The sequence below is a fragment of the Roseovarius sp. MMSF_3298 genome (assembly GCF_030733705.1).
GTDB lineage: Bacteria > Pseudomonadota > Alphaproteobacteria > Rhodobacterales > Rhodobacteraceae > Roseovarius > Roseovarius confluentis.
Map to the genome: position 1 here is coordinate 72,291 of NZ_JASHIN010000009.1, position 24,994 is coordinate 97,284.

A 24,994-nucleotide genomic window follows, 5' to 3' on the forward strand; every position below is an offset into this window, starting at 1 on the left:
CAGCCTCCCTCCGCGCCCGTTCTTACGCAGCAAAACCGCCATCGGCGGTCAGCACGTAGGCATCGGCACATTTCTTGGCCAGCGCCCGGACACGCCCGATATAGGCTTGACGCTCGGTGACGCTGATCACGCCCCGCGCGTCCAGCAGGTTGAAGATGTGACTGGCCTTGATGCACTGGTCGTACGCGGGCAAAGCCATGACGATCCGACGGCCGGTCTTGGGGTCTTGCTCCGGCTCACCCAGGATGCGGTCGCACTCGGCCTCTGCCTCGACGAAGTGGCGCAACAGCACATCCGTGTCCGCCACGTCGAAATTCCACCGCGCGAACTGCGCTTCGGCCTCCAGGAACACATCACCATAGCTTAGCGCGATGGAGGCGTCGGGGTCGTTGAAGGGCATGTCCATCACATGGTCGACGCCCAGAACGTACATTGCCAGACGTTCCAGCCCGTAGGTCAGCTCGCCCGAGACCGGGTGACAATCATGCCCGCCCACCTGCTGGAAATAGGTGAACTGGCTCACTTCCATCCCGTCGCACCAGACTTCCCAGCCAAGGCCCCACGCGCCCAGTGTCGGGCTTTCCCAGTCATCCTCGACGAAGCGGATATCGTGCATCTCCATTTCGATGCCAATGGCTTCAAGACTGCCAAGGTACAGCGCCTGCAGGTCCGGCGGGCTGGGTTTGATCAGCACTTGATACTGGTAATAGTGCTGCAACCTGTTGGGGCTTTCGCCGTAACGCCCGTCGGTGGGCCGACGTGACGGCTGCACATAGGCGGCTGCCCAGGCACGCGAGCCCAGAGACCGCAGCGTCGTGGCCGGGTGGAAGGTCCCTGCCCCCACTTCCATGTCATAGGGCTGCATCACGGCACAGCCTTGCGCAGCCCAGTAGGCCTGCAAACGCAGGATGATTTCCTGGAATGACCGCGGTTTGCCGGTGCTGTCGCTCATGGAATGTCCTCCGGGTCGCCCCTCGTGATCTTCGGCTCTTCCCTACGGCGCTCTCACCCAAGGGTCAATTGCCCTGAAAGGCCATATTTTGGATGCATGCGCCCAAAGATTTGCTTAAAAGCGGGGAAGAGCAGAAACAACACCGAATTCGGCAAGGGACGTACATGTCGCGCATCTTTCTTACCCTCGCATTTCTGGCCGTCACCCTTGTGGCGCCGATCGCCGCCAAGGCGCAGGTTTTCATCCAGATCGAGGCGCAACCCAGCCTCTCGCGCGCCGAGGACAGTGCGCGCCGGTACGCGGGTCAGATGCAGGATGTGAACGGCTTTGCCCTGGGCGGCGGATGGTATGGTATCGCGCTCGGACCCTACACCGAAGAAGATGCCAACACGATCCTGCGCAACCTTCGATCGTCCCGCCTGATCCCGCGCGACAGCTACATTGCCGAAGGGGCCGAGTTCGGTCGCCAGTTCTGGCCAGTGGGGGCTAGCGTCCTGAACCGCCCGACACAGGATATCACCGAAGGCACCGGCACAAACAGCGCGACAGAGGGGGCCGAGCAGCAAACCACAACCGTCGACCCCCTGCCCCAGCCAGAGCCGGAGCCGGAGCCGTCCGACGAAACCGTGCGCGAGGCGCGCGCCAGTGAGGCGCTCTTGACCCGCGAAGAACGCGCTGCCTTGCAAGAAGCCCTGAAATGGGCCGGGTTTTACGGCGGCGCGATCGACGCCGCATTCGGTCGCGGCACACGCGGCTCGATGGCCCGCTGGCAGGAAGCAAACAATTTCGAAGCCACCGGCGTTCTGACCACCCGCCAGCGCGCGGAGCTCTTCCGGCAGTATAACGCGGTCCTCGAAGGGCTGGACCTGCGGGTCGTGCGCGACACCGGGGCTGGCATATCGATGAAACTGCCAACCGGCGTCGTGGAATTCTCGAAATACGAGCCGCCCTTCGCTCATTACGAAGCCACCGGCGACATCGACGCAAAGGTCCTGCTTATCAGCCAGGCCGGCGACCGCGCCACGCTTGCCGGGCTTTACGATATCATGCAGACGCTGGAAATCGTGCCGCAGGACGGCCCGCGCAATCTGGACGGCGACTCCTTCACCCTGATCGGCGAGAACGCCTATACCATTTCACACACTCAAGCCTGGTTGCGTGACGGGCATATCAAGGGCTTCACCGTGGTCTGGCCCGCGGGCGACGAAGAGCGCCGCACCCGGATGCTTGGCGAAATGCAGGAAAGCTTCTCGCGCCTCGACACCGTGCTCGATCCAACCGCCGGCACCAACGACGTGCAAAGCATCGACCTTGTCGCGGGGCTGGAAATCCGCAAGCCCAAGATCTCTCGTTCGGGGTTCTACGTCGATCGTTCCGGAACGGTCGTCACCACGACCGAAGTGGTCGCATCCTGCGGGCGCATCACCCTTGACGAAACCATCGAAGCCGAAGTTCAGACAGCGAACGACGAAACCGGCATCGCAGTCCTGCGCCCGAGCACGCCGCTGGCTCCCTTGGGCGTTGCGGCCTTCCAGCAGAACATTCCCCGCCTGCAATCGGACGTGGCCGTCGCTGGCTATTCCTATGGAGGCGTTCTCGGCGCGCCGTCTGTCACCTTCGGACAGCTGGCCGATGTGCGGGGCCTGAACGGCGAACAAGAGATGAAGCGCCTTGCGCTGAACGCGCTGGATGGAGATGCCGGCGGGCCAGTCGTGGACGCGGGCGGTGCCGTTGTCGGGATGTTGCTGCCTGCCCGCGACAACAGTCGGCAATTGCCCGAAGGCGTCAGCTTTGCCGCCAATGCCGAGACGATCCGTCGGGTGCTGGAACAGGCCGGCATCACCCCTTCGGCCACCAACGGTAACGGCCAGATGCCGCCCGAAAGCCTCTCCGAGCGTGCTTCAGGAATGACCGTTCTGGTCAGCTGCTGGGAATAACCGAGGAAATACCGCCCGGCCCGGCTGCCCCAAATACATCGTCAGCTACAGCCCCTGCAACGATGTCAATTGAGTAAGGCAGCCAGGGTGCTTCGAGCATTTGCAGAATGATGCAAGCCAGCAGCCGCGCGTCGCTTTCATCGTTCGCGAAAGACTCGTGTCCTGCCCTCAGCCACCAATCCCGGCTTGAACGTGAATGAGCGTCGGTCGGTCCGCATCAAATGCCGCGCGCACCGCCGCACCCATGTCGTCAAGGCTACCGGGCTGGACAGCATGGGCGCCATAGGCTTTCGCCAGCGCACAGAAGTCCGGGTTTCGCGCGACCACCGCGTTGGGCGCGATCTGCGACCGGATCATCGCATCCTCGATCTCTTTCAGCTTGCCATTGTCCCACAGGATTATCGGCAACGGCAAGCCATGCTCGACGGCCGTTCCCAGCTCCTGCACGGTATACTGAAAGCCGCTGTCTCCGCAGATCGCGAGCGTCGGCTTTCCGTCCCGCGCGATGGCTCCACCGATCGCGGCGGGCATCCCGTATCCCAGCGTGCCGTATCCGAACGGGTGATGCCAATGGCCCGGCCGGTCCATCGGCCAGACTTCCTTGGCGGCATAGGCGAATTGCGTCATGTCGGAATAGATCATCGTCTCTGCCGGGCAGGCAGCGTGCAGCGCGTCGACCACCGGCACGATGCCGGGGCGTTCGGCTTCCACCTCGACCCTCCAGCGCGACTTTGTGGCCGCCACGACCGCCGCATCCCATTTCGGCTCGGCACGGTCAGGCAAGCTCTCTGCCAACGCCACCAGGAACGCATCTGCGTCGGACAGGATGCACAGCTCGGCCCGTGGATGCTCCAGCTCCACCGGATCGATATCCACTCGGATCATCCGTCCGGTATGGCCCAACTCGTCACGCCACAGGTCGATCTCGGACAGCTCGGACCCCACGACAAGCACCAGATCTGCCCGTGCCAATACCTCCGCGCTGTCCGGCCGCGCCAGGTAAGCCCCGAAATCGAGCGGCAGGTCGGCCCCGACGACACCGCGTCCCGCATAGGTTGTCATCGCCGCTGCGCCACTGCGCTCGACTACCGCCCGAGCCGCCGCGCCAGCCCCGACGCTGCCACCACCAAACAAGACCATCGGGCGTTTCGCCTCTTGCAAAGCCTCGGCCGCCGCCGCCACGTCCTCTTTCCGGGCCACGGGTCGCTTGGCGCGCGTCTCAACAGGGGCCGGCGCCGGGTCGGCCAGGCTGCCGCCCAAGGCGATCGGCACTTGCAGGTGCTTGGTGCGGGGCCGCGCGGTGGCGAACTCGTTGAACGCCCGCTCGACCAGGGCGTATGTAGCACCGGCCGACTTCGTCTCATGACTCCAGTCGCAGATGCAGCGCGCCGCGCCTTCCTGGTCGATCATCTGGTGCAACTGCCCGCGCCGCGCCGCCGTCTCGTCCAGGCAGCTTGAGATCACCAGCATCGGCACGCTGTCCGAATAGGCCTGCCCCATCGGCGTCATCGCATTGGTCAGGCCCGGGCCGGTAATGACGTAGGCCACACCCGGCTTGCCCGACGCACGAGCATAACCATCGGCCATGAACCCTGCGCCCTGTTCATGCCGGGCCAGCACATGACGGATGCCTGCTTCCTCGATGCCACGATACATCTCGACGTTATGCACCCCCGGAATGCCGAAGATCACGTCGACCCCACGGGCCTTCAGCATGTGCGAGATTTGTGCGCCAAGCGGTCGCTGAGTCATCAGGCCCTCCAGAAAGACAGTGTAAAAATTGCAAAGACGGCCAGAAGCTCCAGCCGTCCGACGAGCATCGCCGCGATAAGGATCCACTTCGCGGTGTCGTTGAGCGGCTGGAAGTTCCCCGAAGGCCCGATCACGTCCCCCAGCCCAGGGCCGATATTGGCCACCGCCGTCGCGGCCCCCGACACCGACGTGGTGAAATCCAGCCCCGTCATCCCAAGCGCCACGGCCACCAGCCCCAGCGTGACCACGAAGAACACGAAGAAGGACATGACCGACGTCAGAACGTCATCGGAAATCGGCCGACCGTCATAGCGCGGCGTGAACACGCCATGCGGCGAATAGATCCGCTGCAACTGCGCCCTTACCGAGGCGAACAGCAGCTGATAGCGGAAGATCTTGATCGAACAGCTCGTCGACCCGGCGCAGCCTCCAATCAGGCCAATGAAAAAGAACAACGCGATCAGGAAGGTCCCCCACTCCATGTAATCCACGCTGGAATAGCCCGTGCCGCTGATGATCGAGGTGATGTTGAACGCCGCCTCGCGCAGTGCCTGTTCGGGATTATGCGGAAAGATCGACATCAGGATGACGGCGGTGCCCACGATCAGGACACCGATGGTCATCAGGAAAGCCCTAATCTGGCTGTCCTTCAACAGCGCGTTGCTGCCGCTCAGCAATTGCACGTAACGTACGAAGGGCAGCGCCGCGAGGATCATGAACGCCGTCGCCACCCACTCCGCCGGCCCCTGAAAGGTGCCGAAGGACGCGTCGTAGGACGAGAAGCCGCCTGTCGACACCGTCGTCAGCGCGTGCATGGTGGCGTCGAACGCGTTCATGCCCGTCATCATGTAGCAGGCCGTACAGGCCAGCGTCAGCCCGAGGTAGATCACGGAGATGCGCGAGGCGATCTCGGTCGCGCGCGGCAGGATTTTTCCCATCGTGTCGAACGCTTCCGAGCGGAAGATCTGCATCCCACCGACCCGCAATTCGGGCAGGAAAACCATCGCGACGATGACGATACCGATCCCGCCCAACCATTGCAGGATACCGCGCCACAGGTTCAGTCCCTTGGGCAGCGTATCCAGTCCAGACAAAACCGTCGAGCCAGTCGTCGTAAGGCCCGACATCGCCTCAAAAAATGCATCCACCAGGCTCGAATTGGTGGCCCCGAACATGAACGGTATCGCGCCGAAGATTGGCAGGATCACCCAGACCCCGGTCGTCAGAAGGAACGTTTGCTGGATGGTCAGGCCTTCGCGCACGCCGTTCTTGCACGACAGCGCCACAAGGCCACCGGTCAGGACAGTCAGGATTGCGCTTTCCGCGAAAACCTGCCAGTGGCCGCGCCCTTCAGCGATATCCACCATCATGGGCATGACCATCGCCAGGCCCAGCGCCATGACCGTCAGGCCAATCACATATCCAACCGGGCGAAAATCCACCATGGATCGAAGCCTTGGCTGCGGTTCTGGCCTATGTCAAGCCGCTCCGCGAGGACCCTGTAAGGAAGGGCCCTCGCGGGGCTGGAAAGGTCGTCAAGCGTAGAACAGATCCTGGAAGACGTGGCGCACGATATCTTCGCGCTTGATGCCCATCTCGGCCAGTTCTTCGTCGCTTTTTGCAGTCAGTTCCTCGATCAGGCCGCGGCGCGACATGATGCGCGCGTGCTGCTCAAACCGCTCCACGATGCCGTGGAACAAGCGGGTGAAAACGCCGCCGTGATCAAGATTGGTTGTGCTAGTCGCCATTTGGAAACCTCAAGAATGTTGCTTCGGTTTCCTCCCTGACACCAAGGTAGGCCAAACTATCGGTCAGCACCACTGCCATACCCGAAACCCTGGCTTGCAACTGATGCAACCCCGCAGGTTTCGACCCAACCGGCAGGACAATATCGGCCATCGTTGAATCCCGCTGGCTCAAGCCAAGTCCTTACTGCTATGTAGGAATTTCACTGGAATAGTGTCTCGACGGACGGCAGTCGACACGTTTGGGCAACGTTGACGCCCCTTGCATCGATGGTCCGTTGCCGCAAGAGCTTGGTTCCGACTCAAACCGCCCTCGGGAACAGATGCCCTTGCAGGCGTCCCGGAGGGCGGCTTCGTCGTCGGCCTGGGTTAAGGCCCTTACGTTCGCGATGGGTCAGTTCGCTTTGAAAGGCGCTGACAGGTGCTGGTCAGACATCCCGGTTCGGGAGCTTTTGGCGCTCAGGCCGCCCATTCGATCTGGGTCTTGCGCGTCATGGCCTGGGTCAGTTTTCTCAGTGTCTCGCGAACTTTGCGGAACAGGCGACTGAGACCATGTTGATAGTTAAGGTTGGTTGTGCTGGTAGCCATTTTGGAAACCTCGTGTGTTAATCTTTCAGTTTCCTCCCTGGTCAACAGGTATACCTGCAGACCACAGGCAACCACTTTAAAAGTGGAAGCCCCGATTTGCATCCTGTGCAATGCTCCGCGATCCGGGCGCATTTTCGGCGGCCAAGGCAACACCGAAACAAGAAAGCGCGGCCACCGCTTCAGCAGTAGCCGCGCCTCTTCTGTCGTCGCGTCATTCGATCCGGCTGAAGCCGCGTCCTATGAATCCGCTGCCTTGTCGGGATTGGCGGAGCGTTCGGGCATCGCCGGCGGGGCCGAGGGCTTGCGCGGGCGCTTGGCGCCGCTGTTATTTTCCGTGCCAGTCTCGGGCTTCGGAAAGGTTGTCACGTTGCTCGCTTCGGGCTTTGCCGGGGCTTGGCTTGCTGTTTGCGAGTCTGGTGTCGCGGCCGGCGTCGGCTCAGATTTTGCTGGCGTGTCGACCGGCTTTGCTGGGGCCGGTTTGGTCGCCGGCTTCGAGGACGACCCGGCCACTGCCGGTTTTGCCGCCTTGGCAGCGGGTTTGGCAGCCGTCTTCGCGGCCGGTTTCCCTGCCGGCTTGGCGGCGGCTTTGGCAGTCGGTTTTGCCGCGGTCGTCGCTGCCGGTTTGGCCTCCGCCTTTGGCGCGGGCTTGGCCGTCGTCTTGGCCGCTGGTTTCGATGCGGTCTTCCTGGGTGCCGGCTTCGCCTTGGGTTTCGCCGCGGGCCGCGACTTGGCGGCCGGTTGCTCCCGCACCGGGCCCAGAGCCGGCAGATCAAATGCCAGACCCAGGAACTGGAGCTGCGATTCATAGGCGGCGCGTCCCAGCACCTGCATCACTCTCAGCTGCTTTTCCACGAAAATGCCGCTCAGCTGCAGGCCCATCAACGACGCCTTCAGCGGTGCCGAATACATATCCATTGCTCTATCCCGTTTTGGATCGCCCCCTGCGGGCAAGATTGCATAACAACCATACCAGCTTTGCACGTGCAGAAAAAGATATGCCGCACCGCAGCCAGCGTCGCGGCCGATTCCGGCAGGCTATTGCCAAAGGTTTCAGCACAAATTGCGCCGGATCGGCGCCGCGCGGGTTATCCGACGTGAAACAGCGTGGTGAACAGCTTAGGATCAAGGCTTTCGGACGCGAACGTGTCGCCTTGCGTCGTGATGCTGACCGCGTCGTGGCTGTGCAGGCTTTCCTGGTGGCTGGCGATCACGCGAAAATCGCCAATCCGCGCGTCATTCAGAAACTGCTCGGAAAACAGCCGCGCCGCATCCTCCACGAAAATCGGGTTGGCCGCGTTCAACTCGGCAAAGGCCTGCTCGTCCTCACGCTTGACCATCACCTGCGTCTCCGTCGCCACCGCCTTGCGGGCCAGCTCGATCAGGTCTTCGAACCACAGGCAATCCTCGCCGACCACCTCGACCGAAATTCGCGCCACCGACCGCTGGGAATGCGGCGTGGCCAGTTGCCCCCGCGCCTGTCGCGCGTGCTCGCTCAGTTCCAGTGAGCAGGGGCAGGTGGATGAATAGACATAATCCAGATGCATGAACTTGCGACGCACACCGTCATGCTCCACCAGCTCCATCGCGATGTCGTAATACTGGTAACCTTCCAGCCCCGACCGCAGCGACGTGATCTTCATCGGGAAGGAAAACCGCATCTGGATGCGCGCATCGATGCTGTCCAAGTCCGAAATGTAATCGTCGAGCGCCGTCTCGATCACCTCGAAACTGAAAGTCCGCTCGGCATGCTTGTAAAAGCTGCGCATGATGCGGGACATGTTGATGCCCTTCTTCTCGGCCTCCAGGCTGACCGAGCCGGTCACCGAGGTTTCGAGCGTAAGGTCGCCGTCGTCACGGGTGTGGAAGCGGATCGGCAAACGGAAATTCGAAATTCCGACATGCTGCAATTGCTGCCGCGCCCCCTTGATCAGCGAGGACGGGCCGTTCTGCAAATCCGGCATGCTGGCCTTGTAGGCGGCGTCGGGTTTGAATTCTTCCGGATAGTCACGGCGCAACGTCGGATAGTTCGACACCTCGCCCTGCGGCAGAAGCCGGGCAATCGCCGGGTCGAGGTCGGCAACCTCCTCCGGCGTGGCCGTTTCCGCCCACGCACGCAATGTATCCAGCGCGGCCTTCGCCTCGGTGCGGTCCTTGACCTTCTTCATGTCAGAAGGGTGCACATTCATCGTCGGGTCCTCGCTCGCATCGGGCGGCATCATACTTATGCGTAAACACGGTAAATTACCACTAGCACATAAGATACGTCAGAAGCGCTGCCTTGGATCACTGTTGCGTCACTGCCTCCAGTGCCTGCATCACGTCGGCAATCAGGTCCTCAGCGTCCTCCAACCCGACGCTCAGCCGGATCAGGCCCGGCGCAATGCCCAGTGCGTCCTTCTGCGCGTCCGACAGGCGCTGGTGCGTCGTCGTTGCCGGATGGGTGGCGATGGATTTCGCGTCGCCGAGGTTGTTCGAGATCACGACGATCTCCAGCGCGTTCAGAAATTGGAACGCCGCCGCCTGTCCGCCCTTGATCTCCAGCGCGAGAACCGTGCCGCCCTTGCCCATCTGGCGCTCGACCAGCTCATGCTGCGCGTGGCTGGCGTGCCCGGGATAGAGCACGCGCTCAAGCCTCGCATGTCCCTGCAGCGCATCGGCGATGGCCAATGCGTTTTCGGCCTGTGCTCGCACTCGCAGGTCGATCGTCTCCAACCCTTTCAGCATCAGCCACGCGGTAAACGGCGACATCGACCCGCCGGTATGCTTCATGTAAGGCTCGATCGTCTTGCGGATATACTCCTCGGTCCCGAGGATCACACCGCCCAGCGCACGGCCCTGCCCGTCGATATGCTTGGTCGCGGAATAGACCACCACGTCGGCACCCTGTTCCAGTGCCCTCGAAAAAACCGGCGTGGCAAAGACGTTGTCGGCTACCACCTTGGCGCCGACGGCATGGGCGATCTCGGCCACTGCCGCCACGTCCACCACCTCCAGCGTCGGGTTGGCGATGGTCTCGAAGAACACCACCTTGGTGTCCTCACGCACTGCGGCCCGCCACGCGTCAAGGTCCGTGCCATCGACGAAAGTCACTTCGACACCATAGCGCGTCAGGATCTCTTCCAGCACATAGAGGCACGAGCCAAAAAGCGCCTGCGCCGAAACAACATGATCCCCGGCTTTCAGCATCGAAATCAGCGCGCCGCTCACCGCTGCCATGCCACTCGCTGTGGCAAAGGCGGCCTCTGCGTTTTCCAGCGCCGCGATTCGGTCCTCGAACATCGCCACTGTCGGGTTCCCGTAGCGGGCATAGATGAACTCGTCATCACCGGCCTGCACGAACCGCGCCTCCGCGGCCTCCGCGCTGTCATAGACGAAGCCCTGCGTCAGGAATATCGCCTCGCTCACCTCGCCGTACTGGCTGCGCCGCGTACCGCCATGCACCAGCTTGGTGCGTCTGTTCCAATCGTTTTTCATCATCGACCTCCGGGCGATCCGCCCCAAAAAAATAAAGTCCCCAAGCCGGTCAAGCGAAAGGGGACTTTCATCCTGACCTCTTTAGCGGAGATGTTTAACGTGGCCCGCAATCCGGTAACAAATCGCCACAAACAATGATGTACGCCCACCGGCGACTCGCGTCAACAGCTAGCTCTAACGCTGCGGTGTGCCCTCTGGGTACCGTCACGGTGCTGTAACTCAAACTTCAAGCAAGCGTCATATGGCTGGAGTACTGCCTGCCTACAAGATGTAGTTAAAAGGGTCGAAGATGCCGCTCTTGCAGATCGACGCCACGCCATTTGGTCCTTGCCTTCATGGTGCCTCGCAGCCGCTTCTGCCCACCCTGCGCCGCGCGCTCGTCCGTCCCGGCCCGGTCATCATCATGACACACGGGTTCAAATTTGAACCAGGCCATCCCAACGCCTGTCCGCACAACCATATCCTGTCGCTCGATCCGAAACACCGCACATGGAAAGCCAAAAGTTGGCCGCGCGGTCTGGGATACGGCGCAGGCGAGCGTGACGAAGGACTCGCGATCGGATTCGGCTGGTCCGGGCGCGGCACCATCTGGAACGCCTACAAGCAGGCCGAAGAGGCTGGCCTTTGCCTTGCAGACCTTGTGTCGATGATACGGCAGGTCGCTCCCGACCGTCAGGTTCACCTTGTCGCGCATTCTCTGGGCGCGCGCGTGGTCCTTGGTGCCCTGCCCCACGTCCCAGCGCGCGCGGTCGCCCGCGTTCTTTTGCTGAACGGTGCCGAATACGGCGCCGCCGCACGGGCCGCAATCGAAAGCGCCGCAGGCTGTGCCGCCGAGATCATCAATGTCACGACCCGCGAGAACGACCTGTTCGATTTCCTGCTGGAAAGGCTGATCTCGGCCCCCGAACACGGCGACCGCAGCCTGGCGCAGTCCCTGCCGCAGCGGCCCAACACGCTCACCGTACAACTCGATCATCCCGACACGCTGACGTCGCTGGAGCAGGCCGGGTTCCATGTCGCGCCGGGACGGGCGCGGTTTTACTGTCACTGGTCAACCTATCTGCGCGACGGGCTGTTCGACTTCTACCGCGCCCTGCTGCGCCAGCCCGAACATCATAGCTTGGCCCGCTTGCGCACGTTGCTTCCCGATATTCAAGATCCGCGCTGGTCGCGCGTCCTGCCCTGGCCCAGACCGGGGATGGCAATTATCCCGTTTTTGTCCCGCCAGCCTCAGGCGAGGCTGTCTTCGGGCGGAATCACAAGCAGCACGATGTACCAGTAAGCCGCGTGGACGAGAAACGCCGCGATCATCATCGCCGACATCCACACCACCAGTGACCCGGTCGCGATCAAGGCTTCGTTCACACACAGGAAAACCAGTGCGAAACAGGCATTGACCCGCAAGAGCGAAACAGGCCGCCCCTCGGTCACGCTGTGCATCATCCGCGCCATGACCTCCCGCTCGCGCCGGACGCCCATCAGCATCACCAGAAGCACGAAAACGCAAGCACCGGACAACAGGCGCTGGCTGAACAGCGGATCGTTGATACCCAGTTGCAGCGCCGACAACGCGGTGACAATCAGCACAGGCCAGACCATCTTGGCGCGGTTCCCATCGTTCAGGTGACAGGCGGCGTTTGGCAGGCTGCGCCAGACCGCATGGGCTTGCGCCAACACGAGAACCAGAACGAAAACCCGGTCCTCCGGCATCCCCGTCGCGTTGAGCCCGATCCAGAGTATCAGCATGATCACGAGTGGAAGAAGCGTTTCTGCCCGCATCGGCGGAATAGAGGCGAAAGCGTCCCGGACGCGGGAAATCACGGCATATGTCATGCGCCTTGCGTGACGCACCATTGGGGCGAAAGTTTGACCCGTGCCGCGGATCGCACGCGGCACAGTCCCATAGGCAACATAATCGGTCAGGGCTTACCGCTGTCGTCCGTTCCATGCTCGGCGATCAGCTTGCCCTGCATCATGAAAAACACGAACATCGCCGCCATCAGGCCGAAGGTCTTGAAATAAACCCAGGTTTCCTCGCTCTGCGTGCGCCAGACCAGTTCGTTCAGTGCCGCCATCGCGAAAAAGAAGATCGTGATCCGCTTGGTCAGGATCATCCAGCCCGTGCCCGTCAGCGGCATCAGCCCGTCCATCACGTATTGTAGATAGGACCGCCCGCGCAGAAGCCCGATGCCCAGAACCGTGCCGAAAAACAGGTAGATGATCGTCGGTTTCATCTGGAAGAACTTCGGATCGTTCAGCCACACGGTCAGCCCGCCGAACACGACGACCAGCACCGCCGTCAGGATTTGCATCTTCGACAGGTGCCCCGTCAGCCTCCACATCAGCGCGGTACAGATCAGCAGCACGGGGATGAAGACCGCCGTGATGACGATGAACCCTTCGTATTCCGTGCCGCCGATGGTGAACAAGCGGTCCTTCAGCAGCAGATACGCCACGAAGAATCCAAGCACCGGGCCAAATTCCAACACCGCCTTCAGTTTGCCATTCGTGTTCTTGTCGTCCATCGTCTCGCCTCTTCGCTTCAACCGCCACTCTCAACTATGACCGCACCGGCTGCAATCAATGCCATCAGCGCGATCCGCCGAGGCCCCACCGTTTCTTTCAGGATCAACCAACCTATGAGGGCGGCAAACACCGTCGAGGTTTCGCGCAGTACCGCCGCCTCGCCCACCTTGTCCAGCCGTGTGGCCATCATGATCGAGCCGAACGAGAAAAATGCGATGAACCCGCCCGCGACCCCGCGCACCAGCAGCGGACCGGGTTCGGGCGCATCCTCCATCCCGCGCCACCGGCGGTAGGCGATCACCGGAAAGATCAGCCCGTCGATCATGAAGAACCACGCAAGAAACGTGAACGGGTCGGCGGTGGCGCGAATGCCATAGGCGTCATACGTGGTGTAAAGCGCTACGAACAGTCCCGTAAGAACAGCCAGCCCCAAGGCCGCGGGCATGGTCTCACGATCCAGCTTGATCGTGCGCAGATTATAGATAGCCAACCCGTAAATGCCGGCCAACAGAACGCCTACGCCCGTCCATTGCACGAGGTTGAACGTCTCGCCGAACAGCAGATAGGCCCCAATCACTGTGAAAAGCGGCCCCGTGCCGCGCACCACCGGGTAAACCACAGTGTAGGCGCCGCGCATATAGGCCATCGCCTGCAAGATCTTGTAAAGCGTGTGGATCAGCCACGCGGTCGCGAAGATCACCCACATATGCGGCTCGGGCCACGGCACGACGAACAGCGCAAAGGGCGCCGCCATCAGCGCATAAGCCCCGTCGATCGCGCCCCGCGTCAGCCACGGATCGTGCCGCCCTTTCTGCAACGCTCCGAACAACGCGTGCAGAACAGCGGCCAGCAAGGCCAGCCCCAGGGCAAGCTGGTGACCGGCCTCGGTCCCCTCCAAGGAAACGATCCATTCGCTCATGCGCCGGTGTCACACCCCCGGCACGGCCCGGTCCACTCGTCAGCTTTCATGCGTGCCGCGTATCGGATAATCGTTCTCAAGCACGTACTTGATCCGCGACGGCAGCTTCTCCAGCTCCGGGCGCAGGAACGGCGCGTTAGAGATATCCACCATGTGCAAGTTGCCCTCCGGGTTGACCAGGAACAGGCCGGGTTCCGCGAAGGGCCGGTCGGTTTCCTCGGGCGAGCGCGGGTCCGAGACATAAAGCCCCAGCGCCTGCATCTGCGCCACGTCCATCCCGTACCCCAGCGGTACCGAAAGGGAAAGGTCCGCCCGCAATTTCCGCGCCTTGGCCTCTGTATCGGCGGACACGGCCACCACGTCGATCCCCATATCCGCGAATTCTTCGAGCTTCGGCTCAAGGTCCTGCAGGTACTGGCGGCAGATCGGGCAGTGGATGCCGCGATACACGAAGATCAACTGCCACGGCTTTTCTTCGGGCTTGCCAAGGCGGATCGATCCGCCGTCGAGGCACTCGATCTCGGTCACGGGAAATGCGGTAGCGGATTGCAGGGCGTTGGGCATGGGAAAGCTCCTTTCCAGGGGGCGGATGCCGTCGTCAGCGGCACCGGGATCCGGAGTACCTAGTCACGAAGACCGGAACCCAACCCCCTCGGGCCCAGCGACCGACAGGCAAACTCGACAAACAATCCGCAACGCAACGGAACCCACGCAGTATCACGCCGTTGATCCCTCATGCAACCCATGCTCGCCGCTTTCATGGATCAGATCGTGAACGAGGTGCAGGGCACCTTTTCAGTAGTGCCTGCCTCGGTCGCATTCGCGCGTCTCAGTGTTGCCGTGGTTCTAGGCGCGTTCATCGGCTTCGAACGTGAAATGCGAGACAAGCCGGCCGGACTGCGCACGCATATCCTCGTGGCCGTGGCCGCATGCCTTTTCGTCATCATCGGCCGCGAACTTGCCGCTCTGGATTTCGGCGGCGGCAACAGCGAACAACGCAATGATCCCATACGCATGATCGAGGCGGTCACCGCCGGGGTCGCCTTCCTCGCCGCCGGGCTGATCTTTACCGCAGGCGACAAGGTGCGCAACGTCACCACGGGTGCTTCGCTCTGGCTGGCGGGCGCCGTGGGCCTCGGCTGCGGTGCCGGGCAGATCCCGCTCGCGGCAATGGCCGCCGCAATTGTCGTTATCGTGCTTTTCGTGCTGCGCCAGATCGAAAAACTGATTGGCACGCATTGAAGCCGCGCGGCATACGGCTGCCTCAGACGGGATAGATGAAATTGTTCACGTGCCCGTCGACAGTCTTTTCCTTGTCCAGTCGATCCAGCAGGAAGAAGATGCGATGCCGCTGCGGGTCCTGCGGCGCCAGCTTGGGCCGCTCTTTCGATGTCACGCCGGTGATCGTCTCATGCCCGTTCAGATAGTCTATGACAGGCTTGGGGTCGCCGGTGACTTCGACAAACAGCTTGAACTGCGTTCCCAGCCGTTTGTGCAATCGCAGCTTTACGCTGATCGGTGCCGACTTTGACGGCAGCGCCTCGGCAAGTTGAATCACTTTGTTACGCAGACGTCCGTGATGCCGTTCCTGATCGCTCGCAAGCGAACTCAGATAGGTGTCGTTCCCATAGCGGATCAGCAAAAGGTTCAGGCTGGTGATGTTCTGCGGCACGCCGCTGTGCGGCTCCAGAATGAACTCGAATTCCCGCGTGCGAAGCGACAACTGAAAATAAGCCGCCTGGACCAAGCGGTTGACCACGGTCCAGACCGCGCTCGCCACCGCAATGAAAAGTGTCGTGTCGAAGGCCAGCTCGAGCGTGCTGAACCGCGCAAGGATCTCTTCGATCATGCCCGCGCGCCCAGCTCCAGCCCGGTCAGCGCCGCGGCGAAATCCTCAGGATCGAACGGTGCAAGATCGTCTATCTGCTCGCCCACGCCGATGGCGTGAATGGGCAGCCCGAACTTGTCCGCCAACGCCACCAGCACGCCGCCCTTCGCGGTACCGTCCAGTTTGGTCATCACCAGACCCGAGACATTGGCCAACTGCTGGAACGTCTTGACCTGGCTCAGCGCGTTCTGCCCCGTCGTGGCGTCCAGCACCAAAAGCGTGTTGTGCGGCGCATCCGGATCCTTCTTGCGAATGACGCGCACGATCTTGGCCAGTTCTTCCATCAGGTCGGCGCGGTTCTGCAAACGGCCCGCCGTATCGATCATCAACAGGTCCGCACCGTCCTTCTCGGCTTTATCCATGGCATCGAAGGCAAGGCTCGCCGGGTCGCTGCCCTCGGGCGCCGTCAGAACCGGCACGCCCGCGCGATCGCCCCAGACCTGCAACTGCTCCACCGCCGCGGCGCGGAACGTGTCGCCCGCCGCGATCACCACCGACTTGCCGGCTGCCTTGAACTGGCTCGCCAGCTTGCCGATCGTCGTGGTCTTGCCCGACCCGTTGACACCAACCACCAGCACGACCTGCGGGCGTTTGGGGTAGAGCGGCATGGGCTTGGCCACAGGCTCCATGATCCGGGTGATCTCGCGTGCCAGAAGCTCCTTGATCTCCTGACTTGACAGCTTCCGCCCCATGCGCCCTTCGGCCATGTTGGCGGTGACACGCAGGGCCGTATCCACGCCCATGTCGGCGGTGATCAGCAGCTCCTCCAGCTGTTCCAACATGTCGTCATCGAGTACGCGGCGCACGACCGTTTTCGCCTCGCCACGCCCCAACAGACGGCCCAGAAGGCCCGACCGCGCTTGCGGGGCGGCCTCGCTCTTCGGTGTATCGGGCGGGATCTCGATCGGCGTCGGCATGGGTTGCGGATCAGGGGATCGCACCGGATCTTCCAGGGGCGGCGTCTGCGGCACCTCCTGTGGCGCGGCGGGCGGTTGCTCGGACGGCGGCGCGGGAATTTCCTGCGGCGACGGCTCCGGTCGCGGCTCCGGCGGCGGGGTCGGACGCGGCTGGGGTTTCGGCTCGGGCTCTGGTTCGGGTTCAGGCTCCGGCTCTGGTTCAGGCTCCGGCTCGGGTTCGGGCTCCGGTGTCGGCTCGGGTTCTGGCTCCGGCGTGGGGCGCGGCTCCGGCTCCTCTACCGGTTCCGGCTCGGGCTCTGGTTCCCGTTCTGGCCGTGGGTCGGGTGCCGGTGTGAGTTCGGGCTCTGCCGTGGGCTCCGGAGACGCGTCTTGCGCCGGATCGGGCTCCGCTGCCTCGGTCACCTCCTCGGCTTCGCCACCGTCCTCGACAATCGCGTCCAGCCCCTCCTCCAGCTTCGAGGAAGACTTGAACAACCGATCCTTCAGCTTGCGGAAAAACGCCATTGAGACACCCTTGCTTTCTTGTCTATCCAGTTAAACCGCCCCGCCCGAGATGAAAACCCACCATTGACAAGCGTGGGCGACAGGCAACCATGCCAACATGCTTCTGCGCCTCGCCCTGATCCTGTTGATACTTGTCCCCGGTCGCGCATTCGCGACGCCGCCGGACACGATCTGCTCCACCGACAAATGGGGGCCGCCGGTCTGCATCCGCAAGGCGCATTTCGTCTACGACACCTGCAACGCGCTCCAGACCTTCGCCACCCGTCACGGGATCGACGCTCATTTCTTCACCCGTCTCATCTGGCAGGAAAGCCGCTTTGACCCCAACGCGCTCAGCCACGCCAATGCCCGCGGAATCGCCCAGTTCATCCCCTCAACCGCCAAGCTGCGCGGCCTCAAGGACCCCTACAACCCCGCCGAAGCTCTGGAGCATTCCGCCCAGTACCTGGCCGAAATGGCCCGCCGCTATGGCAATCTCGGGCTGGCCGCCATTGGTTACAACGGCGGCGAGCGTCGCGCGGAAGGCCTGATCGCGGGCACCGGCGGGCTGGCACGGGAAACCATCGACTACGTCCGCATCATCACCGGCGTCCCCTACTCCAACTGGACCGAAGAGCCGACGCCGACACCAGATCTGCGCCTGTCGCATGAACTGCCGTTCGACAAGGCCTGCTTCGACCTTGCCCGCAACCGCCGCATGACCGCCCTGAAATCCTATCTTCCGAAACTCAAGCCATGGGGCATTCAGATGGCGTTCGGGATCACGAAGAAGGCATCGCTCGCCAAATTCGCGGCGCAGACCCGTGCCTGCACCGGGCTGATCGGCAAGCAAGAGCCGGATGTGGTCTTTCAGAAAAGCCGTGCAAGCCCGAAGGGCGGCTATTTCATGGCCCGTCTCGGGCGCGACAGTCGCGACGCCGCTTGGCGCGACTGCGCGAAATTCAAGAAAGCCGGCTGTATCTGCGCGGTCTACAGCAACAACTGAATACAATAGGCGCGCGAGGCCAGCAAACTCGAACACAAACATCGAGTGGTTCAAATTGAAGCTTTAAGCTGCGCACCCCGCACTCAATACATCCTATGCGCCCTTCCGCTTGCGACCTTTGCGCGGAAACAAGATGTTTCGACGATAAATCCAGCCGCGAAGCTTGAGCGAATCGAAATCCTGCCCATGGTAAAGTGCCGTGCAAGCACTAGAAAAAGGAACTTCATGCAGGGGCTGCGCCTCTTCACAATCGCGACCTGCCTTCCGGTCGCCTTTATCCTGCTCGCCGCCGCCCTCGGCGGTGCCTGGGCGTGGATCGCCTTGGGCTATCTTACCGTGCTCACCTTCCTGCTGGATCGCCTTATCGCGGCAGAGGCGGCCAATACCGACCCTGATGCGGAGTTCCCCGCAGCAGACAAACTTCTGACCGTACTTGGCGTGTCGCATTTCGCCCTTTACGGCGTGGCGCTATGGGCCATCGCCGGCCCCTCCAGCCTTGGCTGCCTGGAGCGGTTTCTCACCGGATTCGCAACCGGGCTATTCTTCGGCCATGTGTCGCACCCCGTCGCACATGAGCTGATCCACCGCCCGAGCCGCGCAAGACGCTTTCTCGGCCGCCTGATCTACACGTCCCTGCTGGTCGGCCATCACGCCAGCGCCCATCTCCGCGTGCACCATGTCCACGTGGGCAGCGATGCGGACCCCAACAGCGCAAGACCCGGTGAAGGCTTCTATCGCTACGCAATGCGGGCCAGCGCCGGATCATTTCGCGCCGGTCTCGCGGCCGAGAACCGCTTGCGCGCGGGCCGCAAACCGTTTTGGACCCACCCTTATGCGCTCTATCTCGGCGGGGCGGCGGCGCTGAGCATCGGCGCGCTCGTTTTCGGCGGCCCCGATGCGCTTTTGGCGGTGCTGGCCCTGTCGCTTTACGCGCAGATGCAAATCCTGCTCTCCGACTATGTGCAGCACTACGGCCTGCGCCGCGCCGCCCTGCCCGACGGCCGCATGGAACCGGTGGGACCGCAGCACTCCTGGAATACGCCGCACTGGTTCTCCTCGGCGCTCATGCTCAACGCGCCGCGTCATTCCGACCACCATGTCACCCCGGCGCGCGGTTACCCGGCGCTGCAACTTGATCCCGAAACCATGCCGATGTTGCCGATGCCGTTGCCATTCATGGCTACGGTCGCACTCTTCCCGACGCTCTGGCGCCGGATGATGGACCGCCGTTGTGCAAAGTGGCGCGATCGTGCCGAGCGGCACGCATCTCGGCCGATGGCCTGCGAATAACGCGGTGGCGCGCCCGGCGCACATCTGTCAGGATCGAACCATGCGCCTGTTGCTTGTCCTTTCCTTGCTTGTCACCCCCTGCGCCGCCGTCACTCAAGACCAAATGACCGCGGCAGAGTTCGACTCTTACACTCGCGGCAAGACCTTCTATTACGGTGCGCAGGGTGCCCCCTATGGCGGCGAGGAATATCTTGAAAACCGTCGCGTGCGCTGGTCTTTCCTCGACGGCCGCTGCCAGGAAGGTGAATGGTACGAGGACGATGGCCTGATCTGCTTCGTCTACGAGAACAAGCCCGAGCCGCAATGCTGGAGTTTCCAGCGCTCGGGCAGCGGCCTTGTGGCGCAATTCCAGAACGACCCCGCCCAGACCCAGCTTTACGAAATGGAACAGACCGGCGAGCCGCTGCACTGCCTCGGCCCCGAAATCGGCGTCTGAGCCGGCGTCAGAACAGGCTGCCCTGTTCGGGCGGCGGTTTCTTCGGCTTCGGACTCGTCCTCGCCTTCGATGTCTGCTCCACCGTTTGCGGTGCTTCGGCACCTGAGCTTCCCCCGACGGCAAGCGTGCCGTCGCTGAACTCGATCTCCAACAGTGTCGCCGCCTGCGCCGCGGCTTTCGTCGTCACCACCTCTGCATCGCCTCGAACCACGGCATAGCCGCGGCTCAGCGTCGCCTTGTAGCCCAGCGTCTCGCGCAGCCGCTCCTGCGCGGCCAGCCGGTCGCGCCAGTCCCGCACCTGCTGCCGGCTGACATCGGACAGCCGCTTGGTGACGCGTTCGAAGTCCGCCCGTTTCTGGCTGATATCGCGCTGCAATGTGCGCGTATTCATCCGCGCGGCAAGCGAGACGAACCCCTCACGGCGGTTTCGCACCCTTTCCCGCAGCATCCCGGGCCGCAACGCACCTGCCTTCTGCGAAAGCGCGACCTGCCGCACCTGGATAGACGCCCGCAGCGCGCCGGGCAGCTTGTCCCCCATCCCGTCCAGCCTCTGGCGCGGCCCGTCCAGCAAGGCCTCGCCCCGGGGCAAGGCGCGGCTCAGGTCGCGCAGTCTTTGCCGCCGCGCCGTCACTTGTCCCTGCAGGGCTTGCAACAACCTCCCCTCCTGACCATCAAGCCAGGCCAGAAGGTCCAGCCGCACCGGAACCGCCAGTTCCGCCGCCGCCGTGGGCGTCGGCGCCCGCTTGTCCGAGGCAAAATCGATCAGCGTCGTATCTGTCTCGTGCCCAACGGCCGAAATCAGCGGAATCTCCGATGCCGCGGCGGCCCGCACGACCGATTCCTCGTTGAACCCCCACAGGTCCTCGATACTGCCGCCGCCGCGCGCGACGATCAGGAGATCCGGGCGAGGCAAGGCCCCTCCGGGCGTCAGCGCGTTGAAACCCTGGATGGCGTTCGTCACTTCCGGCGCACATTTTTCGCCCTGAACTGCCACGGGCCAGATCAACACCTTGCGAGGGAACCTGTCGCGCAGACGATGCAGAATATCGCGGATGACGGCACCGGACGGAGAGGTCACGACCCCGATCACCTCCGGCAGGTAAGGCAATTGCTTCTTGCGCTCGGGCGCGAACAGCCCCTCGCCCGCCAGCGCCTTGCGCCGCGCCTCCAGCATCGCCATGAGCGCGCCCATTCCGGCAGGCTTGAGATCCTCGATGACGATCTGGTACCGCGATTGCCCCGGGAACGTTGTCAGCCGGCCAGTTGCGACAACCTCCATGCCCTCTTCGGGCTGCACAGCCAGACGCCCGGCCACACCTTTCCAGATCACCCCGGCCAGCACCGAGCGATCGTCTTTCAGGTCCATGTAGAGATGACCAGAGCGAGGCCGGCTTACACGGCCCACCTCACCCTTGACGCGCACGTGGGAAAACTCCCCCTCGATCATGCGCTTGATTACCCCCGACAGATCGGAGACCGAAAATTCGGGGGCATTTTCGCCCGGGGCGGGATCATCAATGAGGTCGGACATGACCCCATCTTTGACGCATCCCGCCCCGGTTGGAAAGGTCAGGCGGCACGGCTTTCGTGACGGCCTTCGCAAATTTCCTCGATCACCTTGCCACAGAAGTTCGGCAGATCATCGGGATTGCGGCTGGTGACCACGCCTTGGTCGACCACCACCGGGCTGTCTTCCCATCTTGCACCGGCATTTTCCATGTCGGTGCGAATCGAATGGTACGACGTCAGGTGCAAACCTTTGGCGATGCCCGCCTCGGCCAACAGCCACGGCGCATGACAGATGGCGGCGATGGGTTTCTTGGCCTCAAAGATCGTCTTGATGAACCTAATGGCATCCTTGTCGGTACGCAGGATGTCCGGGTTGATCTGGCCGCCGGGAAGAACCAGCGCATCGTAGTCGCTAGGGCTGACAGCGTCGACGGTCTTGTCAACGTCGACGGACCGGCCCCAGTCGTTCTCATTCCAGCCGCGGATCTGGCCCGCCTTCAGCGAGACGATGTGGACCTCGGCACCTTCGCTCAGCAACGCATCGCGCGGCTTCTCCAACTCTGATTGTTCGTAGCCGTCGGTGGCCAGTATCGCGACTTTTCGATTCGACAGTTTGGTCATTTCATTACTCCTGCATTACTCGATTACCTTACGCTTTCCCAACGCCACGACCCCCGATCCGTTCCCGCGACAGGCGGTCGCTTGCCACCCGGCCACGCAACGCTTAAGCAAACGGCGAAATCCAACGGAGCGGTGCCATGAACATTCTCATTCTCGGCGGCGGCGGGCGCGAACACGCACTGGCCTGGGCGGTGATGCAGAACCCCAAATGCGACAAGCTGATCGTGGCGCCGGGCAATGCCGGGATCGCGCAGATCGCCGAATGCGCGTCGCTCGACATCGAGAACGGCGCGGCGGTGGTGAATTTCTGCGAGGCCAACGCCATTGACTTCATCATCATCGGTCCCGAAGCGCCACTGGCCGCAGGCGTCGGCGACAGGCTGCGCGACGCGGGCTTTCTCGTCTTCGGCCCCTCGCAGGCCGCGGCCCAGCTCGAGGCCTCCAAAAGCTTTACCAAGGAAATCTGCGACGCCGCGAACGCCCCCACGGCCGCCTACGGCCACTTCACCGACGCCGCGGCCGCCAAGGATTACGTGACCAGCCAAGGCGCGCCCATCGTGGTCAAGGCCGATGGCCTGGCCGCGGGAAAGGGCGTGATCATCGCCCAGACCGTCGAAGAGGCGCACGCCGCCATCGACGACATGTTCGGCGGCAGCTTCGGCAGCGCCGGCGCCGAGGTGGTGATCGAGGAGTTCATGGACGGCGAAGAAGCGTCGTTCTTCGTGCTGTGCGATGGCCAGACGGCCCTTCCCATGGGCACCGCTCAGGATCACAAGCGCGTGGGCGAAGGCGACACCGGCCCCAATACCGGCGGCATGGGCGCCTATTCCCCCGCCCCCATCCTGACCGATGCGGTCGCCGAAAAGGCGCTGGATCAGATCATCCGACCCACCCTGCGCGTCATGGCCGAGCGCGAGATGCCCTACCAGGGCGTGCTTTACGCCGGGCTGATGATCAAGGATGGCCAGCCGCGCCTGGTGGAATACAACGTGCGTTTCGGCGACCCCGAATGCCAGGTCCTGATGCTGCGGCTGGGTGCACAGGCGTTGGACCTGATGCAGGCCGCCGCCGAGGAACGCCTGCACCAGGTCGAGGCCAGCTGGGCCGACGATCATGCCCTGACGGTGGTGATGGCAGCCTCGGGTTATCCCGGCGCCTATCAGAAAGGCAGCATCATCAGCGGGTTGGACGACTGTCCTGAAGACAGCTTTCAAATGGTGTTCCATGCCGGCACCGGCGAAAAGGACGGAAAGATCACCGCCACGGGCGGCCGGGTGCTCAACGTCACGGCTCGGGCCGATACCCTGCGCGAGGCCGCCGACCGCGCCTATGACATGATTGATCGAATCGACTGGCCCGACGGGTTTTGTCGGCGCGATATCGGGTGGCGGGCTCTGGACTGAGTTCCGGACCGCGCTGCGCGCGATCCGATAGATGCGGGGACCAGCCCCCGCACGCAGGTTCAAGCGGGGACCAGCTCCCGCACCCCCGGGAAATTTATGGCCAGAAGAAGAGGCGGATCAGATCTGTTTCTCTGGCATTTGTACGACAAGGCCGTCCAGCGCGTCGCTGACCTTCAACTGACACGTCAGGCGCGAGCGCTCGGGATCGGGCTCGAACGCGAAGTCCAGCATGTCCTCTTCCATGTCGTCTTTCGCCGGCAGCTTCTCGACCCAGGCCGGATCCACATAGACATGGCAGGTCGAACAGGCGCAGGCGCCGCCGCAATCGGCCTCGATGCCGGGGATGTTGTTGTCGCGCGCGCCTTCCATCACGGTCAGGCCGTTGGCGACCTCGACCTCGTGCTTGGTGCCGTTATGTTCGATGTAGGTGATCTTCGCCATGTATTCGGGCTCCCGTCGCTTCGTCTTACAAGGGTTCCTAGACGCGCCATTTAGCCGATGCCAGTCCCATTTGCGACATCACGCGGAAAAGAGTTGCGCAAAATCCGCGATGTTCTACCTATGTTCTTATGAGAGTTTTCTCCGAGAGCACGGCCCATGACTGGCCACGCCCGCCTTCCGCGCTGGTGGCCGCGCGCATGGACGACCCGCCGGACGGGGCGCGCATCACCGTCGCGGGCCTCGTCATCCTGCGCCAGCGCCCCGGCACGGCCAAGGGCGTGATCTTCATCACGCTCGAGGACGAAACCGGCGTGGTCAACATCGTGGTCTGGCGCGCACTTTACGAGAAATACCGCCGCGCGGTCATTGCCGGGCGGCTGCTGCGCGTCACCGGCCGTATCCAGCGGCAATCAGGCGTCGTGCACGTCATCGCCGAAGACGTCGAAGATATCTCGCACTTGCTGGATCGCCTGCTGGAGGACGCGGGCGACAGCACACTTCCCCAAGCGGATCAAACCGGGTAAGATACTGCAAAACACGCCTAAAAAGGCACGAGCGGATGATCCGACCGACCCTGATAGCCCCCTGCGCCCTTCTGGCGCTGGCCGCCTGTGGAGACGTGTCCGGCGCGGGTACCGACGCGGTGCAGCGGCTGGACCCCCCCCCACCCGGCGCGGCCCCCGGCACCTGCTGGGCACAAGACACCTCGCCCGCCGTGGTGGAAACCGTGACCGAGCAGATCCTCGTCAGCCCCGCCGAGGTGGCCGATGACGGCACTGTCACGCGTTCTGCCAGCTACCGGACCGAAACCGCGCAGAAGATCGTGCAGGAACGGCGCGTGACCCGGTTCCAGGTCCCCTGCCGCGCTGAACTGACGCCGGAATTCAACGCCTCGGTACAGCGCGCCCTCAAGGCCCGCGGGCTCTATCGTGGGCCGATCAACGGCCAGTTGGATCGCGGCACCCGCGCCGCCATCCGCAGCTTTCAAAAGCCGCAGGGATTTGATTCCGATATCCTGTCCATTGCCGGCGCGCGCCAGCTTGGATTGATCGCGGTCGCCCGCGACACGCCGGACAACCCGGAATAATCGGCTTTCGTTAACCAACG

Annotated in this window: 27 protein-coding genes and 1 riboswitch; of the genes, 9 read left to right on the forward strand and 18 right to left on the reverse strand. The window is 63.0% G+C overall.

Annotated elements, in window-relative coordinates:
- Positions 1-22 precede the first annotated feature (22 nt).
- Positions 23-952 carry a glycine--tRNA ligase subunit alpha gene (locus tag RBB18_RS10190; RefSeq protein ID WP_306111302.1) on the reverse strand — a complete coding sequence of 310 codons (930 nt, stop codon included), beginning with the start codon at positions 950-952 and terminating at the stop codon, positions 23-25.
- A gap of 164 nt (positions 953-1,116) precedes the next feature.
- Here RBB18_RS10190 and RBB18_RS10195 point away from each other — a divergent pair, with 164 nt between their 5' ends.
- Entirely contained in the window at positions 1,117-2,889 is a 1,773-nt protein-coding gene (locus RBB18_RS10195) for a serine protease (protein WP_103763969.1), read from the forward strand.
- A 168-nt stretch (positions 2,890-3,057) separates the two neighbouring features.
- Here RBB18_RS10195 and RBB18_RS10200 read toward each other — a convergent pair whose 3' ends face one another.
- The 8 genes from RBB18_RS10200 to metZ all read right to left on the reverse strand — a co-directional run bounded on the left by RBB18_RS10200 (position 3,058) and on the right by metZ (position 10,448).
- Entirely contained in the window at positions 3,058-4,641 is a 1,584-nt protein-coding gene (locus RBB18_RS10200) for a 5-guanidino-2-oxopentanoate decarboxylase (protein WP_103763970.1), read from the reverse strand.
- A complete protein-coding gene (locus RBB18_RS10205) occupies positions 4,641-6,086 on the reverse strand; it encodes a TrkH family potassium uptake protein (protein ID WP_306111303.1) in 1,446 nt (481 codons plus the stop codon). The genes RBB18_RS10200 and RBB18_RS10205 overlap by 1 nt, the downstream gene beginning before the upstream one ends.
- Positions 6,087-6,176: 90 nt before the next feature.
- A complete protein-coding gene (locus RBB18_RS10210) occupies positions 6,177-6,389 on the reverse strand; it encodes a hypothetical protein (protein ID WP_103763972.1) in 213 nt (70 codons plus the stop codon).
- Positions 6,379-6,540 (reverse strand): hypothetical protein, encoded by a 162-nt coding sequence (locus RBB18_RS10215; RefSeq protein WP_170067233.1) that lies wholly within the window; start codon positions 6,538-6,540, stop codon positions 6,379-6,381. The genes RBB18_RS10210 and RBB18_RS10215 overlap by 11 nt, the downstream gene beginning before the upstream one ends.
- A 305-nt stretch (positions 6,541-6,845) precedes the next feature.
- A complete protein-coding gene (locus RBB18_RS10220; RefSeq protein WP_306111304.1) occupies positions 6,846-6,974 on the reverse strand; it encodes a hypothetical protein in 129 nt (42 codons plus the stop codon).
- 237 nt (positions 6,975-7,211) lie between these two features.
- Complete coding sequence (locus RBB18_RS10225) at positions 7,212-7,889, reverse strand: hypothetical protein (protein ID WP_306111305.1); 678 nt, start codon at positions 7,887-7,889, stop codon at positions 7,212-7,214.
- A 170-nt stretch (positions 7,890-8,059) separates the two neighbouring features.
- Positions 8,060-9,160, reverse strand: a complete 1,101-nt coding sequence (gene folE2 / locus RBB18_RS10230; RefSeq protein ID WP_274593382.1) for a GTP cyclohydrolase FolE2 — start codon at positions 9,158-9,160, stop codon at positions 8,060-8,062.
- A gap of 97 nt (positions 9,161-9,257) precedes the next feature.
- Positions 9,258-10,448, reverse strand: a complete 1,191-nt coding sequence (gene metZ, locus RBB18_RS10235) for an O-succinylhomoserine sulfhydrylase (RefSeq protein ID WP_306111306.1) — start codon at positions 10,446-10,448, stop codon at positions 9,258-9,260.
- Positions 10,449-10,508: 60 nt separating this feature from the next.
- Positions 10,509-10,587, reverse strand: a riboswitch (SAM riboswitch).
- Between the two features lie 150 nt (positions 10,588-10,737).
- Here metZ and RBB18_RS10240 point away from each other — a divergent pair.
- Complete coding sequence (locus RBB18_RS10240; protein WP_306111307.1) at positions 10,738-11,730, forward strand: alpha/beta hydrolase; 993 nt, start codon at positions 10,738-10,740, stop codon at positions 11,728-11,730.
- Here the strand turns inward: RBB18_RS10240 and RBB18_RS10245 are convergent.
- The 4 genes from RBB18_RS10245 to RBB18_RS10260 all read right to left on the reverse strand — a co-directional run bounded on the left by RBB18_RS10245 (position 11,679) and on the right by RBB18_RS10260 (position 14,457).
- Positions 11,679-12,281 (reverse strand): hypothetical protein, encoded by a 603-nt coding sequence (locus tag RBB18_RS10245; protein ID WP_306111308.1) that lies wholly within the window; start codon positions 12,279-12,281, stop codon positions 11,679-11,681. The genes RBB18_RS10240 and RBB18_RS10245 overlap by 52 nt on opposite strands.
- 86 nt (positions 12,282-12,367) lie before the next feature.
- The gene (locus RBB18_RS10250; RefSeq protein WP_103763976.1) at positions 12,368-12,973 is read right to left on the reverse strand and encodes an inner membrane-spanning protein YciB; all 606 of its coding nucleotides are present in this window, start codon (positions 12,971-12,973) and stop codon (positions 12,368-12,370) included.
- A 17-nt stretch (positions 12,974-12,990) separates the two neighbouring features.
- Positions 12,991-13,893: a DMT family transporter gene (locus RBB18_RS10255; protein WP_103763977.1), complete on the reverse strand. Its 903-nt coding sequence runs from the start codon at positions 13,891-13,893 to the stop codon at positions 12,991-12,993.
- A 39-nt stretch (positions 13,894-13,932) separates the two neighbouring features.
- Positions 13,933-14,457 carry a peroxiredoxin-like family protein gene (locus RBB18_RS10260; RefSeq protein WP_306111309.1) on the reverse strand — a complete coding sequence of 175 codons (525 nt, stop codon included), beginning with the start codon at positions 14,455-14,457 and terminating at the stop codon, positions 13,933-13,935.
- Between the two features lie 171 nt (positions 14,458-14,628).
- On the opposite strand from RBB18_RS10260, the gene RBB18_RS10265 reads away from it, so the two are divergent.
- A complete protein-coding gene (locus tag RBB18_RS10265) occupies positions 14,629-15,135 on the forward strand; it encodes an MgtC/SapB family protein (protein ID WP_245890508.1) in 507 nt (168 codons plus the stop codon).
- 22 nt (positions 15,136-15,157) lie between these two features.
- On the opposite strand, the gene RBB18_RS10270 is transcribed toward RBB18_RS10265, so the two are convergent.
- Both RBB18_RS10270 and ftsY read right to left on the reverse strand, forming a co-directional pair.
- Positions 15,158-15,742 carry a hypothetical protein gene (locus RBB18_RS10270; protein ID WP_103763979.1) on the reverse strand — a complete coding sequence of 195 codons (585 nt, stop codon included), beginning with the start codon at positions 15,740-15,742 and terminating at the stop codon, positions 15,158-15,160.
- Positions 15,739-17,202: a signal recognition particle-docking protein FtsY gene (ftsY, locus tag RBB18_RS10275; RefSeq protein WP_306111310.1), complete on the reverse strand. Its 1,464-nt coding sequence runs from the start codon at positions 17,200-17,202 to the stop codon at positions 15,739-15,741. Before ftsY ends, RBB18_RS10270 begins: the two co-directional genes overlap by 4 nt.
- A gap of 97 nt (positions 17,203-17,299) precedes the next feature.
- Between ftsY and RBB18_RS10280 the strand changes: the two genes are divergently transcribed.
- The 3 genes from RBB18_RS10280 (at position 17,300) to RBB18_RS10290 (ending at position 19,913) form a co-directional block, all read left to right on the forward strand.
- On the forward strand, positions 17,300-18,187 hold the full coding sequence (locus RBB18_RS10280; protein ID WP_103763981.1) for a lytic transglycosylase domain-containing protein: 888 nt from the start codon (positions 17,300-17,302) through the stop codon (positions 18,185-18,187).
- 225 nt (positions 18,188-18,412) lie between these two features.
- Positions 18,413-19,477 carry an alkane 1-monooxygenase gene (locus RBB18_RS10285; protein ID WP_371931624.1) on the forward strand — a complete coding sequence of 355 codons (1,065 nt, stop codon included), beginning with the start codon at positions 18,413-18,415 and terminating at the stop codon, positions 19,475-19,477.
- Positions 19,478-19,517: 40 nt separating this feature from the next.
- Entirely contained in the window at positions 19,518-19,913 is a 396-nt protein-coding gene (locus tag RBB18_RS10290) for a hypothetical protein (RefSeq protein ID WP_103763982.1), read from the forward strand.
- 7 nt (positions 19,914-19,920) lie between these two features.
- Here the strand turns inward: RBB18_RS10290 and xseA are convergent, their stop codons facing one another.
- Both xseA and RBB18_RS10300 read right to left on the reverse strand, forming a co-directional pair.
- Positions 19,921-21,444 (reverse strand): exodeoxyribonuclease VII large subunit, encoded by a 1,524-nt coding sequence (xseA, locus tag RBB18_RS10295; protein ID WP_306111311.1) that lies wholly within the window; start codon positions 21,442-21,444, stop codon positions 19,921-19,923.
- Positions 21,445-21,482: 38 nt separating this feature from the next.
- Complete coding sequence (locus RBB18_RS10300) at positions 21,483-22,043, reverse strand: type 1 glutamine amidotransferase domain-containing protein (RefSeq protein ID WP_103763984.1); 561 nt, start codon at positions 22,041-22,043, stop codon at positions 21,483-21,485.
- Positions 22,044-22,180: 137 nt separating this feature from the next.
- On the opposite strand from RBB18_RS10300, the gene purD reads away from it, so the two are divergent.
- Entirely contained in the window at positions 22,181-23,446 is a 1,266-nt protein-coding gene (purD, locus tag RBB18_RS10305) for a phosphoribosylamine--glycine ligase (RefSeq protein WP_103763985.1), read from the forward strand.
- 117 nt (positions 23,447-23,563) lie between these two features.
- Here purD and RBB18_RS10310 read toward each other — a convergent pair whose 3' ends face one another.
- Positions 23,564-23,887 carry a 2Fe-2S iron-sulfur cluster-binding protein gene (locus tag RBB18_RS10310; protein WP_057793755.1) on the reverse strand — a complete coding sequence of 108 codons (324 nt, stop codon included), beginning with the start codon at positions 23,885-23,887 and terminating at the stop codon, positions 23,564-23,566.
- A gap of 128 nt (positions 23,888-24,015) precedes the next feature.
- On the opposite strand from RBB18_RS10310, the gene RBB18_RS10315 reads away from it, so the two are divergent.
- On the forward strand, positions 24,016-24,411 hold the full coding sequence (locus RBB18_RS10315) for an OB-fold nucleic acid binding domain-containing protein (protein WP_103763986.1): 396 nt from the start codon (positions 24,016-24,018) through the stop codon (positions 24,409-24,411).
- A 35-nt stretch (positions 24,412-24,446) separates the two neighbouring features.
- Complete coding sequence (locus tag RBB18_RS10320) at positions 24,447-24,974, forward strand: peptidoglycan-binding protein (RefSeq protein WP_306121248.1); 528 nt, start codon at positions 24,447-24,449, stop codon at positions 24,972-24,974.
- The last annotated feature ends 20 nt before the right edge of the window (positions 24,975-24,994 follow it).